This window comes from Streptomyces akebiae (assembly GCF_019599145.1).
In the GTDB taxonomy this organism is placed as follows: Bacteria; Actinomycetota; Actinomycetes; order Streptomycetales; family Streptomycetaceae; genus Streptomyces; species Streptomyces akebiae.
Genome location: NZ_CP080647.1, coordinates 9,172,675 through 9,187,331 on the forward strand (window position 1 = coordinate 9,172,675; position 14,657 = coordinate 9,187,331).

The 14,657-nt window shown below is 71.8% G+C and carries 14 protein-coding genes; 8 read left to right on the top strand and 6 right to left on the bottom strand.

Features of this window, described 5'->3' with window-relative positions:
* Positions 1-12 precede the first annotated feature (12 nt).
* Positions 13-1,314: an SWF or SNF family helicase gene (locus K1J60_RS39845; protein ID WP_220650457.1), complete on the bottom strand. Its 1,302-nt coding sequence runs from the start codon at positions 1,312-1,314 to the stop codon at positions 13-15.
* Complete coding sequence (locus tag K1J60_RS39850) at positions 1,311-4,178, bottom strand: DEAD/DEAH box helicase (protein ID WP_259408117.1); 2,868 nt, start codon at positions 4,176-4,178, stop codon at positions 1,311-1,313. Before K1J60_RS39850 ends, K1J60_RS39845 begins: the two co-directional genes overlap by 4 nt.
* A 227-nt stretch (positions 4,179-4,405) precedes the next feature.
* Here K1J60_RS39850 and K1J60_RS39855 point away from each other — a divergent pair, with 227 nt between their 5' ends.
* Positions 4,406-4,618, top strand: a complete 213-nt coding sequence (locus K1J60_RS39855) for a hypothetical protein (protein ID WP_220650459.1) — start codon at positions 4,406-4,408, stop codon at positions 4,616-4,618.
* Between the two features lie 43 nt (positions 4,619-4,661).
* On the opposite strand, the gene K1J60_RS39860 is transcribed toward K1J60_RS39855, so the two are convergent.
* The 3 genes from K1J60_RS39860 to K1J60_RS39870 all read right to left on the bottom strand — a co-directional run bounded on the left by K1J60_RS39860 (position 4,662) and on the right by K1J60_RS39870 (position 6,725).
* Positions 4,662-5,519, bottom strand: a complete 858-nt coding sequence (locus K1J60_RS39860; protein ID WP_220650460.1) for a hypothetical protein — start codon at positions 5,517-5,519, stop codon at positions 4,662-4,664.
* A gap of 158 nt (positions 5,520-5,677) precedes the next feature.
* Complete coding sequence (locus K1J60_RS39865) at positions 5,678-5,974, bottom strand: hypothetical protein (RefSeq protein ID WP_220650461.1); 297 nt, start codon at positions 5,972-5,974, stop codon at positions 5,678-5,680.
* A 151-nt stretch (positions 5,975-6,125) separates the two neighbouring features.
* Positions 6,126-6,725, bottom strand: coding sequence for a class I SAM-dependent methyltransferase (locus K1J60_RS39870; RefSeq protein WP_220650462.1), 600 nt, complete (start codon positions 6,723-6,725; stop codon positions 6,126-6,128).
* Between the two features lie 152 nt (positions 6,726-6,877).
* On the opposite strand from K1J60_RS39870, the gene K1J60_RS39875 reads away from it, so the two are divergent.
* The 7 genes from K1J60_RS39875 to K1J60_RS39905 all read left to right on the top strand — a co-directional run bounded on the left by K1J60_RS39875 (position 6,878) and on the right by K1J60_RS39905 (position 13,738).
* Positions 6,878-7,654 carry an MHYT domain-containing protein gene (locus K1J60_RS39875; RefSeq protein WP_220650463.1) on the top strand — a complete coding sequence of 259 codons (777 nt, stop codon included), beginning with the start codon at positions 6,878-6,880 and terminating at the stop codon, positions 7,652-7,654.
* Positions 7,655-7,706: 52 nt separating this feature from the next.
* Complete coding sequence (locus tag K1J60_RS39880) at positions 7,707-10,241, top strand: sensor histidine kinase (RefSeq protein WP_220650464.1); 2,535 nt, start codon at positions 7,707-7,709, stop codon at positions 10,239-10,241.
* The gene (locus K1J60_RS39885) at positions 10,238-10,675 is read left to right on the top strand and encodes a roadblock/LC7 domain-containing protein (protein WP_220650465.1); all 438 of its coding nucleotides are present in this window, start codon (positions 10,238-10,240) and stop codon (positions 10,673-10,675) included. Before K1J60_RS39880 ends, K1J60_RS39885 begins: the two co-directional genes overlap by 4 nt.
* A 20-nt stretch (positions 10,676-10,695) precedes the next feature.
* Positions 10,696-11,112: a DUF742 domain-containing protein gene (locus tag K1J60_RS39890; RefSeq protein WP_220650466.1), complete on the top strand. Its 417-nt coding sequence runs from the start codon at positions 10,696-10,698 to the stop codon at positions 11,110-11,112.
* A gap of 188 nt (positions 11,113-11,300) precedes the next feature.
* Positions 11,301-11,906, top strand: coding sequence for a GTP-binding protein (locus K1J60_RS39895; RefSeq protein ID WP_220650467.1), 606 nt, complete (start codon positions 11,301-11,303; stop codon positions 11,904-11,906).
* A 226-nt stretch (positions 11,907-12,132) separates the two neighbouring features.
* Positions 12,133-12,546, top strand: a complete 414-nt coding sequence (locus K1J60_RS39900; RefSeq protein ID WP_184897217.1) for a roadblock/LC7 domain-containing protein — start codon at positions 12,133-12,135, stop codon at positions 12,544-12,546.
* A gap of 130 nt (positions 12,547-12,676) precedes the next feature.
* Complete coding sequence (locus K1J60_RS39905; RefSeq protein ID WP_220650468.1) at positions 12,677-13,738, top strand: DUF6397 family protein; 1,062 nt, start codon at positions 12,677-12,679, stop codon at positions 13,736-13,738.
* Positions 13,739-13,771: 33 nt separating this feature from the next.
* On the opposite strand, the gene K1J60_RS39910 is transcribed toward K1J60_RS39905, so the two are convergent.
* Entirely contained in the window at positions 13,772-14,647 is an 876-nt protein-coding gene (locus K1J60_RS39910) for an acyl-CoA thioesterase (RefSeq protein WP_220650469.1), read from the bottom strand.
* Positions 14,648-14,657 lie beyond the last annotated feature (10 nt).

Here is a 14,657-nt window from a genome sequence, read left to right on the forward strand (position 1 = left end):
TGCTCCGAGGTGTCAGATGTCGGGTCCACCGGCGACGGCAGCCAGTGCCGTCGCCGGATCATGGGCTGCCGGGCCGGCCGGTGCCCAGCGACCTCGCTCCTTGCGGTAGGGCCACCAGCGGCCGTCCCGCCCGAGGCGCAGTTGGGCCGACCCACCCACGACGGTCCAACGGTTGTGCGCGGACCGCAGCGAAGGCCGCTCGCCCTCCTCCCACGCCGTCTCCACAGCGGCACGCGCGCGTGCGAGCGACTCCGCCGGTACGTGCCACTCCTCGTCCAGCACGGCGAGACCGGCCGCGCCGCCGTACCGCCAGGCGCGGACGGCGAGCGCCAGCCCTTCCCGGCCACGCCCGGAACCATCGCCGAGACGCTCCGCGATGCTCGTCCCCGGCGCACCGGCCGCCAGGCGCACCACGTCCTGGTGGAACGGCAACTCGTCGCCCAGGGGCTGCTGCTCGTGACCGGGGTGGAGAGCCTCGGCCAGCAACCGGTGTGCCTCCAGGGCCGTCTGCGCCGCCAGGAACTCGAGCGCCGTCGGGTCGAGTCCAGGCGCGGGCGTGGTCTCGGCGTCCAGGGAGGGCGGCAGGCCGGGCTCCATCGGCAGCGGGGGCGGCTCGGGCAGCGGCGGAAGGACCTCCCCCGCCGCGAACGCCTCCGCGGCGTCCACACCGTCCCTGTGGCTGTCCGCGAGACTGCTCCGGAGGTCGTTCATCGCCTCCTCGCCGCCCGCCGCGGACACGGTTCCACGCACGTGCAGTTCGTCCAGCAGCGCACGTTCGGTGCGGCCGCGCATCAGCAGCAGGACGAACGGGTCCTGATCCAGCAGGCGGGCAACCTGGTAGCAGAGCGCCGCGGTGTGTCCGCAGTGGTCCCAGGCACCGCAGTCGCACTCCGCCTCCAGATCACCGAGCCCGGGCAGCAGCTCGACTCCGGCCGTCGCGGCGTCCTCGACCAGGTGCGGTGGCATCTCACGGTCGAGCAGGGCGGCGACATGCCCGGCCCGCTCGACCGCCATGTCCAGAAGACGGTCCCAGTGCTCTCCGGACAATTCCTGAAGCAGGACGTCGGCACGGTGGCCGGTGCCGTCGCGGTCCTGGACGACCGCGGTGACGCGCCCGGGGCGCACCGACACCGCGCCCACGGCCCCCGCGCGCGCCAGTCGGCGCCCGACCTTCACCTGCTGCCCGTCCAGCGCCGCGTCCTCGAGCGCCTTCAACCACGCTCGCCCCCACCACGTCCGTGCGAAACCCCCGCCCCGTACGGGAGCCAGTGCGGCGAACGTGCGCTCTTCGTCATGTCCCGTGCGTTCCGTCATCGCGCGTCCCCTCGAAGCTCCACCAGATCGGCCAGTGCCGCGTCGGACAGCTCGGTCAGCGCCGTGTCGCCGGCGCTCAGCACCGCGTCGGCCAACTCCCGTTTGCGCAGCAGCATGTCCGCGATGCGGTCCTCGATCGTGCCCTCGGTGATCAACCGGTGCACCTGCACCGGCCGTGTCTGTCCGATGCGGTACGCCCGGTCCGTGGCCTGCGCCTCGACGGCCGGGTTCCACCAGCGGTCGTAATGCACGACATGCTCGGCCCGCGTCAGGTTCAGACCCGTGCCGGCCGCCTTCAGCGAGAGCAGGAAGACCGGCACCTCGCCTTCCTGGAAGCGTTCCACCATCGCCTCGCGCTCGGGGACCGGTGTCCCGCCGTGCAGGAAGCGGGTGGGCACCCCGCGTGCCGCCAGGTGACGTTCCAGCAGCCGAGCCATCCGGACGTACTGCGTGAAGACCAGAACGCTCGCCCCCTCGGAGAGGATGGTGTCCAGCAGTTCGTCCAGCAGCTCCAACTTCCCCGATCTGCCGGCGATCCGCGGCTTCTCCTCCTTGAGGAACTGGGCGGGGTGGTTGCAGATCTGTTTGAGCCCGGTCAGCAGCTTCACGATCAGTCCCCGCCGCTCCATGCCGTCGGCGGCGGCGATCTCCGCCATGGTCTCGCGGACCAACGCCTCGTACAGCCCCACCTGTTCCCTGGTGAGCGACACGGCACGGTCGGTCTCGGTCTTCGGCGGGAGCTCCGGCGCGATGCCCGGGTCCGACTTGCGGCGGCGCAGCAGGAACGGCCGTACGAGCCGGGAGAGCCGCTCCGCCGCGGCGGGGTCCCGACCGGCTTCGACGGCCTGTGCGTACCGGGTGCGGAAGGTGCCGAGCCGGCCGAGGAGGCCCGGAGTGGTCCAGTCGAGGATCGCCCACAGTTCGGACAGGTTGTTCTCCACCGGAGTGCCGGTGAGGGCCACACGCGCGCGTGCCCCGATGGTGCGCAGTTCCCGCGCCGTGGCCGAGTAGGGGTTCTTCACGTGCTGCGCCTCGTCGGCCACGACCAGGCCCCAGGGCACGTCGGCGAGGCGCGGTGCGTCGAGCCGCATCGTGCCGTACGTGGTGAGGACGAACTCCGCGTCGGCGAGCCCGTCCAGACCGCGCCGGGATCCGTGGAAGCGGCGCACCGGCACGCCCGGTGCGAACTTCTCGATCTCCCGCTGCCAGTTGCCCATCAGCGAGGCCGGACAGACCACGAGGGTGGGGCCCGCGGAGGACACGTCCGACTGCCGGTGCAGATGCAGAGCGATCAGGGTGATCGTCTTGCCGAGCCCCATGTCGTCGGCGAGACAGCCGCCGAGTCCCAGGGAGGTCATCCGGGCCAGCCAGTCGAGCCCTCGCAGCTGGTAGTCCCGCAGCGGCGCGGCGAGCGCGGACGGCTGCCCGACCGATTCCTGCCCCTCGGGGTCCGACAGACGTTCCCGCAGGGTCGCCAGCCACCCGGTGGGCAGCACGTCGACCATCCGGCCGTCGACCTCCGTCGAGCCCGTCAGAGCGGCACTGAGCGCGTCGATGGGCGACACCTTGCGGTCCTGCTGCGCACGGGCGCGGTGGATCTCCTCCGGATCCACCAGGACCCACCGGTCGCGCAGTCGCACCATGGGGCGGTTCGCCTCCGCGAGCAGGTCGAGCTCCTGCCGGGTGAGCCGCTGATCGCCCAGCGCGAACCACCAGTCGAAGGCGAGCAGCGCGTCAGCGGACAGGTACGACGGGGTGTCCGACGCGTTGCTCCCCGGGCCCTGCTCGTCGTCGTCCGGTGGGCCGATGACCGCGCGGGCGGTCAACCCACGGGTCAGTTCCCTGGGCCAGTGCACCTCGACACCGGCCGTCGCCAGCAGTCGGGCGCCTTCGCCGAGCAGTGCGGTGACCTCCTCGTCGGCGAGTTCCACGGCGTCCGGCACGGCTGCCGACAGCAGCGGGCCGAGCGGGGCCCAGGCGCGGGCGGCGCGGCGCAGCGCCAGCAGGGCGTCCATCCGCGCGCGCGGGCCGAAGGCGGCCGCGTCGGCCCACACCGAGGAGGCGTCCGCGACGAGCGTCGGGTCGCTCACGCTGTGCAGCTGAGGAACGACTCGGAAAGCCGGCCTCGTCCCGGCCGGGTCGTCGGCCCCGAGCGAGGCGAGCCCGGGAATCTCGACGCGCAGTGAGACGCGGACCCCGGCGTCGTGTCCGGCGGCCACGTCAGCGGCCCAGGCGCGCTGTTCGGGAACGAACTGCGGATCACGGGCGGCGAAGGCCGGGCCGCCCGCCGCGACGCTCGCGGCGGGGGAGCGGGGCAGCGAGTCCACGACGGCGTCGAGGAACGTGCGCAGCAGCCGCTCCGGATCGGGCAGCCGCGGCGGCTCACCGTGGTCCACCGGCAGTGCGTGCGCCTCGGGCGGCATCGCGGCGGCCAGTTCCCTGACCCGGTCCAGGTCCTCCGCCCGCAGCGGCCCCGCCCGCCAGGCGTCCTGTCCGCTCGTGGTGACGCCGGGCAACAGCAGGCCTCGCGCGGCGAATTGGAGCCCCAGCAGGGTGGCGGCGCCCCAGAAGGCCGTCGACCGGTGGGCGCCGGTGGTGGCACGCGCGCGCGTGAGAACCGGAAGCGCCGCGTGTACCGGGAGCGATACGACGGGCACCGTGCCCCGTCGGACGCCACGGTCGCCACGGTCGCCGGGCAGCGCGAGCGTCAGCTCCCCGTCGTATCCGTGGGCGACCAGGGACGGTGTCGAGCCGTCCGGTCGCCAGAAGGCGACCTGACCGGTGCGGGCGGGGTCCGCGGCCACGAAGACGGCGCGGCATCGGGCCAGTTCGGAAGCTTGGGGGAGGGTTGCCACGGGGTTCATCGGCACAGGGATGCTGGGCTCCTCAAATTTGACTACTGAAGTCAGAATCGCCGAGGATACCTCATTTCAAACCTCTACCCGATACCTTATGGAGTGATGTGAGTCACTTTTCCCGTTCGGTAGCGAGGGCATCTCAGGGTTGTACGGGGGTTCGGCTCAGGGGCATGTCAGGGTCGTGGTCCGGAACTGCGGGGAGTCCGATCCCGTTTTCAGGACAGAGAGCGGCAGTGGCCGCGAAGGAGGCGACGGAGATGTCGAAGAGCACGAAGATCGTCGCAGGGGGTGCGGCACTCGGGATCGTCCTGCTGATCCTGTTGCCCTTCCCCTTCTGGGCCAATCTCCTGATAGTCCTGGGGATCCCCACAGCCGCGTACCTGGCGCTGGACCCCTCGCAGCGACGCAGGCTGCGCCGCGCCGGCCGAAAGGAGCTCGACCGCTGAGGTGTCACCGGCCCGCTCGCGCGGGCCGGTGTGACACGCGGAATCAGTTCGGGCGTACGGCGATCTTGTCGAGCGACTCCAGGAGACCGGGCAGTTCCGGGCCCCTGCCCACCGGCAGCACCTCGCCGGGTTCCTCGTCGAGAAGGACGAACGCGATGTCGTCGGTCCTGGCCACCATCGACCAGCCGGGGCCGTCGGCACGGAGCGTCCGCGCGCCGCCCGGCGCGAACGAGGACCGGACCCGCCCGAGAGGCGGAGGGGACTCCACGTAGGCGCGCGCCTCCGCGAGCACGCGGCGGATACCCGTGCGGGGAGCGCCGTCGTCCCTCCCGGCACTCGCTGCGGCTTCCGTCGTGTCGCCGGTCGCCGCCCGGTCCGAGCCGTCCTGCCCGGCGAACGCGGCGTCGTCGATCTGCTCACGCCACATGGCCCACTGCAGAGCGATCTCGTCGGCGCCCAGACGCCGCTGGGCGGGGCCCCAGATGCCGGTGTCCGGAGGGCTCAGCGGAGGCCGGTCTGCGACCTCGGGATCGGGGTCGTGCGGATCGGGCACTCCCGGGGCCGCGACGGCGACCGCGAGAGGCCAGCCCGGTAGCGCTGCCACGACGGAGTCCTCGTCGGGTGACAGGTCGTACTCCATGCCGCAGTCCCACGACGCGATGGCCACGGCGACCAGCGACACGTCGTCGACCGCCACCGTCCACCTGGCTCCTTCGCCGTCCTGGCCCAGGACGATCCCGTAGCCGTCCGCGAGCGGTGCGAGGCCCAGGGCCGCGCAGGCCTCCGGGTAGTCGTCGCCCAGCACGCTGGGGAAGTTCGCGGGCGTGAGCAGTACCGCCGTCAGCACATACAGCGCGTCGTCGTCCCCGGCGGTGACGGCGTCCTCGTCCGTCCCGGCCATGCCGGCCTCCCATCGCTCTCGCTCGTCCGTCGGCGCACCCTAATGCGCCCGGCGGGCCCTTGTCACGAGCGGGAACCCCGTGCGGAGCTGCGGATATCCGGGACGAGCTGCAGGTATCCGGGTGGACAGGGGCGAAACGACCGGAGACCCTCACCCGTTCAGGCAGCGGGCAGGCCCAGAAGTGACCTCGCGACGGTCTGCGGCGACTCGTCGCGCTCCCGGGCGAGGGCGATCACCGCTCGGCACGCCAGCTCGCTCACTCCGAACGACAGGGCCTCGGGCGACACCCAGGTGGCGGCCTCGTCGATCTGGTCCTGATCGTCCTCGGCGCACGCCGCGATGTAGACGGCGGCCGCCTCGAACAGGTTGTGCGTGCGTTTCGTCTTCTGCGCGGTGGTCTCCGCCCGCCACGAGCCGAGGAATCTGCCGAAGGACTTGCGAACGCTGTCGAACATATGGATTACCTACCCCCGCGTCGGTATCACAGCTCGTCCTACTCAACGTAGAGACGGATCTGCGGCGGCAGAAGGGGGAGGGCGGGTGAAGCGCCGCGAACGGCGCATTCAGGACGCTGCTCGGCGCGATCCGCAAGGGCCGCGGCAGGGCTCAGCCCAGGCGCGTGGCGAGCGCCAGGAAGCGGGCGTCCTCGTCGGCGTACGACGTCATGCGCCAGCCCGAACCTGCCAGCAGCGGCCCCAGGTTCGCCTCGGCGCGCAGGTCCTGCGGGGTGATCTGCCGCCCCTGGCGCGCGGCGAGCGCCGCCCGGCCGATGGGGTGGAAGAGCGCCAGCGTGCCGCCCGGCCTGACCACCCGGGCCAACTCCCGCAGATTCTCCGCGGGGCTCGGGAGGTGTGCGACGAGCCCCGCGGCGAAAACCGCGTCGAGCGACGCCGTACGCAGCGGTAGGCGGCCGACGTCGGCGAGCACCAGCAGCCCGTCACGGTCCCGCCCGGCCCGTACGGCGGCTGCCAGCATGGCGGGGGTCAGGTCGGCTCCGAGAACCACTCCCGAGGCTCCCACGGCAGCGCGCAACGCCGTCAGGGCCCGTCCCGTACCGCACCCCGCGTCCAGCACCCGGTCGCCCTCGCGCAGGCCCAGCTCGGCGACCGCGGCGGCATAGGCGGGCCCGTCGTCGGGGAAGCGGGCGTCCCAGTGGGCCGCCCGTGCCGTGAAGAACTCCTGGACGTGTGTGTGGTCGTCGCTCATGCTCCGCATGATCCCTCACCGGAGCGGGGGACGGGATGACGCGCATGTTCGGGCGGGAGGCGATCGTTTCTGTGCATATATGCGCCACATTCCAGCAGGTTTAGAAATGCGCCCGCTCCGTGCTCCCATGCCCCCACTAGCGTCCCGGGGCCATGGGACACCTGGACCACGCCACCTTCGGCTGGCTGACCCCCGCGCTGTCGTACGCCATGGCCTGCATCGGCGCCGCCCTCGGACTGCGCTGCACGGTCCGCGCGCTCGCCACCACCGGCAGGTCCCGCCGCAACTGGCTCGTCACCGCGGCGTCGGCGATCGGCACCGGCATCTGGACCATGCACTTCGTGGCGATGCTCGGCTTCGGCGTCAGCGGCACCGAGATCCGCTACAACGTCCCCCTGACCGTCCTGAGCCTCGTGGTCGCCATGCTGGTGGTCTGCGCCGGCGTCTTCGCCGTCGGCTACAGCCGGGACCGCGCCCGGGCGCTCCTGCTGGGCGGGCTCACCACCGGCCTGGGCGTGGCGAGCATGCACTACCTGGGGATGGCGGCCGTACGGCTGCACGGCGATGTCACCTACGATCCGGCACTCGTCGCCCTCTCCGTCGTGATCGCGGTGGTCGCGGCGACCGCCGCCCTCTGGGCCGCACTCAACATCAGGTCGCCCATCGCGGTCACCGTCGCTTCACTCGTCATGGGCGGAGCGGTGAGCAGCATGCACTACACAGCGATGTGGGCGGTGAGCGTGGAGGTCACTCCGTCCACGGCGGTCCTGCCCGGGGCCACGGCGATGCAGTTCATCTTCCCCCTCGCCGTCGGCCTCGGCTCCTATCTCTTCCTCACCTCGGCGTTCGTCGCACTGTCGCCGACGGCCGGGGAGCGTGAGGCATCCGCGTCGGCCCAGCGGCCGGTCGAGAACGCCGCCGCCCACTAGCCGCGCGCGACGGCTCTCCAAGCCCGCCCCCGAACCCCTGATCGAGGAGGCCATGCGTACACCCCGCAGGACCCCGACTGCCGCTGCCGAGGCGTCGCCCCAGCCGGCGAGACGCGGACGCCGCGCCCACGCCGGACCACCGGCCGACGAGCCCCTCGCAATTGACGGCACCGGCGCCCCGACGCCCGGACCACCCACCCGTTCGGGACGTCGGACCCTGCGCCCCCGCACCGTCCGGGCAAAGATCGTCTGCCTGCTGATGGTGCCTGTCGTCTCCCTGCTCGCGCTGTGGGCGTACGCCACCGTCACCACCGCCCAGGACGTCGCCCGCTACCGCCAGCTGCAACGCGTCGACGCCTCCGTACGCGGCCCGGTCGCCGACGCCGTCGCGGCGCTCCAGGCCGAACGCGCGGCCGCCGTACGGTACGCCACCCGACCCTCCCCAGAGCGGGAGAGCACGCTGCGCGGACTCACCCGGCACACCGACCGGGCGGTGGACGCCCTGCGCCTGGGAGAACGCCACACCGTCGCCGACGGCACCGACCTGCCCGCGGGGGTGTCCGAACGCCTCGCCGCCTTCGTGACCGGCGCCGACCACCTGCGAACGCTGCGGACCGCGGTCCTCGACCGCCGCAGCGGCTGGGCCGAGACGTACGAGCGGTACACGACGGCCGTCTCCACGGCCTTCGGCGTCGGCGGTGCGCTCACCGGCATCCAGGACGCCGAACTCGGCTCCGACGCGCGCGTGCTGCTCGAGTTCTCCCGCGCCGGCGAGGCACTGGCGCAGGAGAACACGCTCCTGTCCGGTGCCCACATCGCCGGAACCCTCGACCGCGAGCGGCTGCGCCTGTTCACCGGAGCCGTCGACACGCGCCGCACCCTGACCGAAGCGGCCGGCGCGGACCTGCGAGGCCCGGAACGCGTCGCGTGGCAGCAACTCGCCGGCGGAGACGCATACGCCGACCTGCGCGCCCTCGAGGACGAGGTGCTCGCGAGCCACCCCGGAGCCAAGGTGCTCCATGCCGTCCCCGAAGCAGCCTGGGAGTCCGCCCACGCGCGCGTGCAGAAGGACATGCGCGACATCGAAGCGGACGCCGGCCGCGAAGTCGCCGACCGGGCCGACCCGTTCACCCGCGCACTGCTCACCCCGGCCGGGGCCGCCGTACTCCTCGGCCTCGCCGCGGTCGCCGCCTCCCTCGTCATCTCCGTACGCATCGGACGCGCTCTGGTCGTCGAGCTGGTGAGCCTGCGCAACGACGCCCTGGAGATCGCCCGCCGCAAACTGCCCCACGCCATGCGCAGACTGCGCGCCGGCGAGGAGATCGACGTCGACACCGAGGCACCCACCGGCCCCCCTGCGGAGGACGAGACCGGTCAGGTCGCCGAGGCCCTCGGCACCGTGCACCGCGCGGCCCTCCACGCGGCGGTCGAGCGCGCCGAACTCGCCAGCGGCATCTCCGGGGTGTTCGTCAACCTCGCCCGCCGCAGCCAGATCCTCGTGCACCGCCAACTCGGTCTGCTCGACAGCATGGAGCGCCGCTCCGACGATCCCGACGAACTCAGCGACCTCTTCCGCCTCGACCACCTGACCACGCGCATGCGACGCCACGCGGAGAGTCTGATCATCCTCTCCGGTGCCGCCCCGGGGCGTGCCTGGCGCATGCCCGTCTCCCTGACGAACGTGGTCCGGGCGGCCGTCTCCGAGATCGAGGACTACGCGCGCGTGGAACTGCGGCAGCTCCCGGAAGCGAAGATCGCCGGCACCGCGGTCGCCGACCTCACCCACCTCCTCGCGGAACTCGTGGAGAACGCCGCCCAGTTCTCACCACCCCACACGCGCGTGCGGGTCACCGGGGAACCGGTCGGCAACGGCTACGCCCTGGAGGTCGAGGACCGGGGACTGGGCATGGGCAAGGAGACGCTCGCCGAGGCCAACCGCCGAATCGAACAGTCCGAGGCCCTCGACCTGTTCGACAGCGACCGGCTCGGGCTGTTCGTGGTGAGCCGGCTCGCCGCCCGCCACGGCATCAAGGTCCACCTGAGGACCTCCCCCTACGGCGGCACCACGGCCGTGGTACTCCTCCCCACCAGCCTGATGCACAGCGGCGTGCCGGAACGTTCCACCGAAGCCCCCGCCGAAACACCTCCGCAGCCCGAGGAACGCGAGTACGCGCACGTGACCGCGGCCCCGCACCAGGAACCCGTCGACGAGGTGACGGACCGGCGCGCCCCGACCGCGCCCGTCGCCTCCGCCGGACGGAGCACCGGGGACGGCCCGCCCGAGACACCGGCCGGCGTCACCACCTTGCGGCCGCAGCGCCAACCGCCGGAACCGGACAGCACCGACGAACTGCCGCGCCGCGTACGCCAGACGCACCTCGCCCCCCAACTGCGCGAGCGACACGACGGACAGCCCGCGTCGGCGACGCCCCCCGGAGCGGACGTCGAGCGCACCCCGGAGCTCGTCAGGGACCGTATGGCGGCCTACCGCGACGGCTGGGCACGCGGTGGCGGCAGGGCACCCGGCAGAGGAGTCGGCCACGGCCCCACGACGGGCAGCGACAGCAGCGAAGGAGACCCCGCATGACCCAGGACCCGAGCACCAGGGCCACCGAGCGGTCCGGTGAACTCGACTGGCTGCTGGACGACTTGGTCATGCGCGTGCACGAGGTGCGGCACGCCGTGGTCCTGTCCAACGACGGACTGGCGGTCGGCGCTTCCAGCGACCTCAGGCGCGAGGACGCCGAGCATCTCGCCGCGGTCGCTTCCGGCTTCCACAGTCTCGCCAAGGGCGCGGGCCGTCACTTCGGCGCCGGAGGCGTACGCCAGACGATGGTGGAGATGGACGACGGCTTCCTCTTCGTGGCAGCCGCCGGAGACGGTTCCTGCCTCGCCCTCCTCACCTCATCATCGGCCGACATCGGGCTGGTGGCGTACGAGATGGCACGGCTGGTGAAACGCGTCGGCGAGCACTTCCGCACACCGACCCGCGCCGGCGCACGCCCGCCCACGGCCGACTGAACCGGGGACGGGCCGTGCTCATGACCGAAAGCAGGGGCACCGGTGCCCCGCACGAACCGCCGGGCAGCCGTTGGTACGACAACGAGGCCGGACCGCTCGTCCGCCCCTACGCCATGACGGGCGGACGCACCAGACCCGGCCCCGGCGGGAGCCGCTTCGACCTGATCGCCCTGATCTCGCTCGACACCGGCGCACCCGCCGCCGACGACACCTCGCTAGGCCCGGAACACCGCGCGCTCCTCGAACTGTGCCGGACCGAGACCCAGTCGGTCGCCGAACTCTCCGCCGGCGCCGACCTGCCCGTCGGCGTTGTGCGGGTCCTCCTCGGGGACCTTCTGGAGGCGGGCCGAGTCACCGTCAGCCGCCCCGTGCCGCCCGCGCAACTGCCGGACGAACGGATTCTGCGCGAGGTGATCGAGGGGTTGAGGGCGCTGTAGATGAACACGCGCACCGTTCCTGCCCGTACCGACTTGTGCATCCAACCCGGCACCGAACGAGCACAAGCGGTCGGTGACATGAAATACCGGTCCAACGCCCCACGCGTGAGCGGCAGTTGCCAAGATGCTGACTCCTCACAGCCGTAGCCATGAACGACCACGGCCGACACTCCCGAGAGAAGTGATCGATGCTCTCCGAGCACTCCGATGAGACAGACGGGGACACGGGCGCCCTGGCATTGAAGATCCTCGTCGCCGGCGGATTCGGCGTCGGCAAGACCACACTGGTCGGCGCCGTCAGCGAGATCAAACCGCTGCGCACCGAGGAACTCCTGAGCGAGGTGGGCCAGTCGGTGGACGACACCGACGGCGTGGACCAGAAGGTCACCACCACCGTCGCCATGGACTTCGGCCGCATCACCATCAGGTCGGGGCTCTCCCTCTACCTGTTCGGCACACCCGGGCAGGACCGGTTCTGGTTCCTGTGGGACGAGTTGGCGCAGGGGGCCCTGGGTGCCGTCGTCCTCGCGGACACGAGGCGACTGCAGGACTGTTTCCCGGCCGTGGACTACTTCGAGCACCGGCACATCCCCTTCGTGGTCGCCGTCAACTGCTTCTCGGAGGCGCGCGCCCACGGTGCCCAGGACGTCTCACGCGCCCTCGACCTCGACCAGGGCACCCCCGTGGTCCTCTGCGACGCCAGGGACCGGGACTCCGGCAAGGAGGTGCTGATACGGCTCGTCGAGTACGCGGGACGGATGCACACCGCCCGGCTGCTCGACTCCGTGAGCTGAGCCGACGGCAACACGCCTGACCCTGGCCGGATCCTGTGCCTTGACACCGCTGTTTCGGGTGGGGAAGCACCCGTTGTCGCTGTTCGCGCGGAAGGACCGGCATGCCTTGTCGGTCATCTTCCCTGCCATGTTCCGATCCTGCTTGCTCCGACCGCGGCAGTGGGGAAGGCTGAATCGTCGGATCCTCCGCGTCCGGGGGAACGACGAAACGGGGAGTGCGAAGACGATGTCGCAGAACGCGGGGCTCGGTTGGCTGCTGGACGACCTGACCGAGCGCGTGGAACCCATACGGCACGCGCTGGTCCTGTCCAACGACGGGCTGGTCACCGCGGCCAGCACCGGCCTGAGGCGCGAGGACTCCGAGCACCTGGCCGCGGTCTCGTCGGGTCTGCACAGTCTCGCCAAGGGCTCGGGTCGCCACTTCGGCGCCGGTGACGTACGGCAGACGATGATCGAGTTCGACGACGCGGTGCTCTTCGTCACCGCCGCCGGGCCGGGCAGCTGCCTCTGCGTCCTCAGCGCGGCGGAAGCGGACATCGGTCAGATCGCCTACGAGATGACCCTGCTGGTGAACCGTGTCGGGGAACACCTCCGAGTGGATGCCAGGCACCCCGAACGCTCGGCCGCGATGGATCGCTGACCTGCGGGTTTCTCTGTTGTGTGCCGAGTTATCCACAGGCCCGCCACGACTCTCAGCGAACGGGCTACGGTTTTTCCCGAGGCGAGCGCGAGACCAGCGCGAGCACCACACCGTACGGGGGAGAACCGTCATGTCCGGCGACACCGTCACGCAGTCCGCCACGCGCACCGCGCACACCCCGACCACCGAGCCCACCCCGACCACCGAGCCCACCACACTCACCACGCTCACCACACGACGCCGGGCCCCTGCACCGGCCGGGTTGGCCGGTGGCACCCTGCCACTGAGCCGAGCAGCCCGCGAACTGGGCCTGAAGCGAAGCGAACTCGACCTCGCCGTACAACTGGGCTGCCTGCGAACGGTCGTCGACGACGGAGGCGGAGGCCGTCGCATCACACAGGCGGAGATCGACCGGCTCCGTGCCGAGAAGGGCTTCCCGGAGGCCCTGCGGGAACGGGTCGAGGCCGTGGGATCGAAGGCAGCCGCCGAGATCCTGGGCGTGCCGCCCACACGGTTCATGCGCCTCGCGCGATTGGGCCTGCTCACACCGGTCAAATTCTCACTCAACCGCTACCGCACCGTGATCTGGGTCTATCTGGCGGCTGAGCTACGGCAGTTCGCGGCCGACGAGAGGAACACCCCCTGGCTGACGGGCCGTATCCCGGAGGATCTCAGGCGCCGGCTGGACGCGGGGCTGGACCTGCGCCCCCGGAACTGGCGAGGGCGCCACCTCGGATTCCTGCTGAGGCAGGCCGACGACCCCTGGAGCAGGGCGGCCGCTTCGGCCTCCCTGCTCGACCCGGTCCTGGTCGCCGAGATCGTCCAGGACCCCTACGAACGTGCACACCTGCATTTCCACCGGCCCGCACGAGCCGACCAAGGGACACCCGACTCGCCCGCCGAGAGGATCACCGCGCGGATCATGACCGCGGACGACCCTGATGAGATCGCGTGGCTGCGGACGGACCTTCAACAGGCCCTCATCGAGGCCCGAGCGCACCGACTCGCCCCGAGGGCCCGCCGCAAGGTGCCGCAGTCGGCGGCCTGGCACGAGACGCCCGTCGTGACAGCGCGACCGACCCCGCGACAGCGCCGGGGCCGACGGCGTCCCGGGCAAGGCGGACCCGGCGCCGGGACGGCTCCCGAGGGACGACGCGGGCTGCTGGGCTGGCTCCGGCGCGGCCCCCACTGAGCGCGCCGGTCAGGCATCCTGTCCCGCCTGCCGTCAGGCGCCGAGTTTCCGGAACAGCCCTTCCTGTACGACCGACACGAGCAGACGTCCCTCCAGGTCGTAGATACGGCCGCGGGCCAGTCCGCGGCCGCCGACCGCGATCGGGGACTCCTGGTCGTACAGGAACCACTCGTCCGCTCGGAACGGCCGGTGGAACCACATCGCGTGGTCCAGCGACGCCATGTCGAACCCACGAGGCCCCCACAGAGGCTCCACCGGGATGCGTACGGCATCCAGGAGCGTCATGTCGCTGGCGTACGTGAGCGCGCAGGTGTGCACGAGCGGGTCGTCACCGAGGGGACCCACGGCGCGCATCCACACCGCGCTGCGCGGCTCGGCGTGCTCGACCTCCTCGGCCGTCCAGCGCAACCGGTCGACATACCGGATGTCGAAGGGCTGACGCCGGGCCATGCGCTCCAACTGCTCGGGGAGCGTGCCCAGATGCTCACTGATCTCCTGCGTCACCGTCGGCAGCGACTCGGGGTCCGGCACCTTGCGGGCCGGCGGCAGCTGGTGCTCGAAGCTCCCCTCTTCAGGCTTGTGGAAGGAGGCGGTCAGATTGAAGATCGTGCGGCCCTGCTGCACGGCGGTGACCCGGCGCGTGGTGAACGACCGCCCGTCCCGCACCCGCTCGACCTGGTACACGATCGGCACCCCGGGACGGCCGGGGCGAAGGAAGTACGCGTGCAGCGAATGCACGGGCCGGTCGCCCTCGGTGGTGCGTCCGGCGGCGACCATCGCCTGGCCGGCGACCTGGCCGCCGAAGACCCGCTGCAGGGACTCCTGCGGGCTGCGCCCGCGGAAGATGTTGACCTCGATCTGCTCCAGGTCGAGCAGGTCGACGAGCCGCTCGGCGGGGTTGGTCGTCATGTGGTGGCCT

Excerpts from the sequence above, each read along its gene's own strand:
- K1J60_RS39845 (WP_220650457.1), bottom strand. The coding sequence starts at position 1,314 with ATGACGGAACGCACGGGACATGACGAAGAGCGCACGTTCGCCGCACTG.
- K1J60_RS39850 (WP_259408117.1), bottom strand. The coding sequence starts at position 4,178 with ATGAACCCCGTGGCAACCCTCCCCCAAGCTTCCGAACTGGCCCGATGC.
- K1J60_RS39860 (WP_220650460.1), bottom strand. The coding sequence starts at position 5,519 with ATGGCCGGGACGGACGAGGACGCCGTCACCGCCGGGGACGACGACGCG.
- K1J60_RS39865 (WP_220650461.1), bottom strand. The coding sequence starts at position 5,974 with ATGTTCGACAGCGTTCGCAAGTCCTTCGGCAGATTCCTCGGCTCGTGG.
- K1J60_RS39870 (WP_220650462.1), bottom strand. The coding sequence starts at position 6,725 with ATGAGCGACGACCACACACACGTCCAGGAGTTCTTCACGGCACGGGCG.
- K1J60_RS39875 (WP_220650463.1), top strand. The coding sequence starts at position 6,878 with ATGGGACACCTGGACCACGCCACCTTCGGCTGGCTGACCCCCGCGCTG.
- K1J60_RS39880 (WP_220650464.1), top strand. The coding sequence starts at position 7,707 with ATGCGTACACCCCGCAGGACCCCGACTGCCGCTGCCGAGGCGTCGCCC.
- K1J60_RS39885 (WP_220650465.1), top strand. The coding sequence starts at position 10,238 with ATGACCCAGGACCCGAGCACCAGGGCCACCGAGCGGTCCGGTGAACTC.
- K1J60_RS39890 (WP_220650466.1), top strand. The coding sequence starts at position 10,696 with ATGACCGAAAGCAGGGGCACCGGTGCCCCGCACGAACCGCCGGGCAGC.
- K1J60_RS39895 (WP_220650467.1), top strand. The coding sequence starts at position 11,301 with ATGCTCTCCGAGCACTCCGATGAGACAGACGGGGACACGGGCGCCCTG.
- K1J60_RS39900 (WP_184897217.1), top strand. The coding sequence starts at position 12,133 with ATGTCGCAGAACGCGGGGCTCGGTTGGCTGCTGGACGACCTGACCGAG.
- K1J60_RS39905 (WP_220650468.1), top strand. The coding sequence starts at position 12,677 with ATGTCCGGCGACACCGTCACGCAGTCCGCCACGCGCACCGCGCACACC.
- K1J60_RS39910 (WP_220650469.1), bottom strand. The coding sequence starts at position 14,647 with ATGACGACCAACCCCGCCGAGCGGCTCGTCGACCTGCTCGACCTGGAG.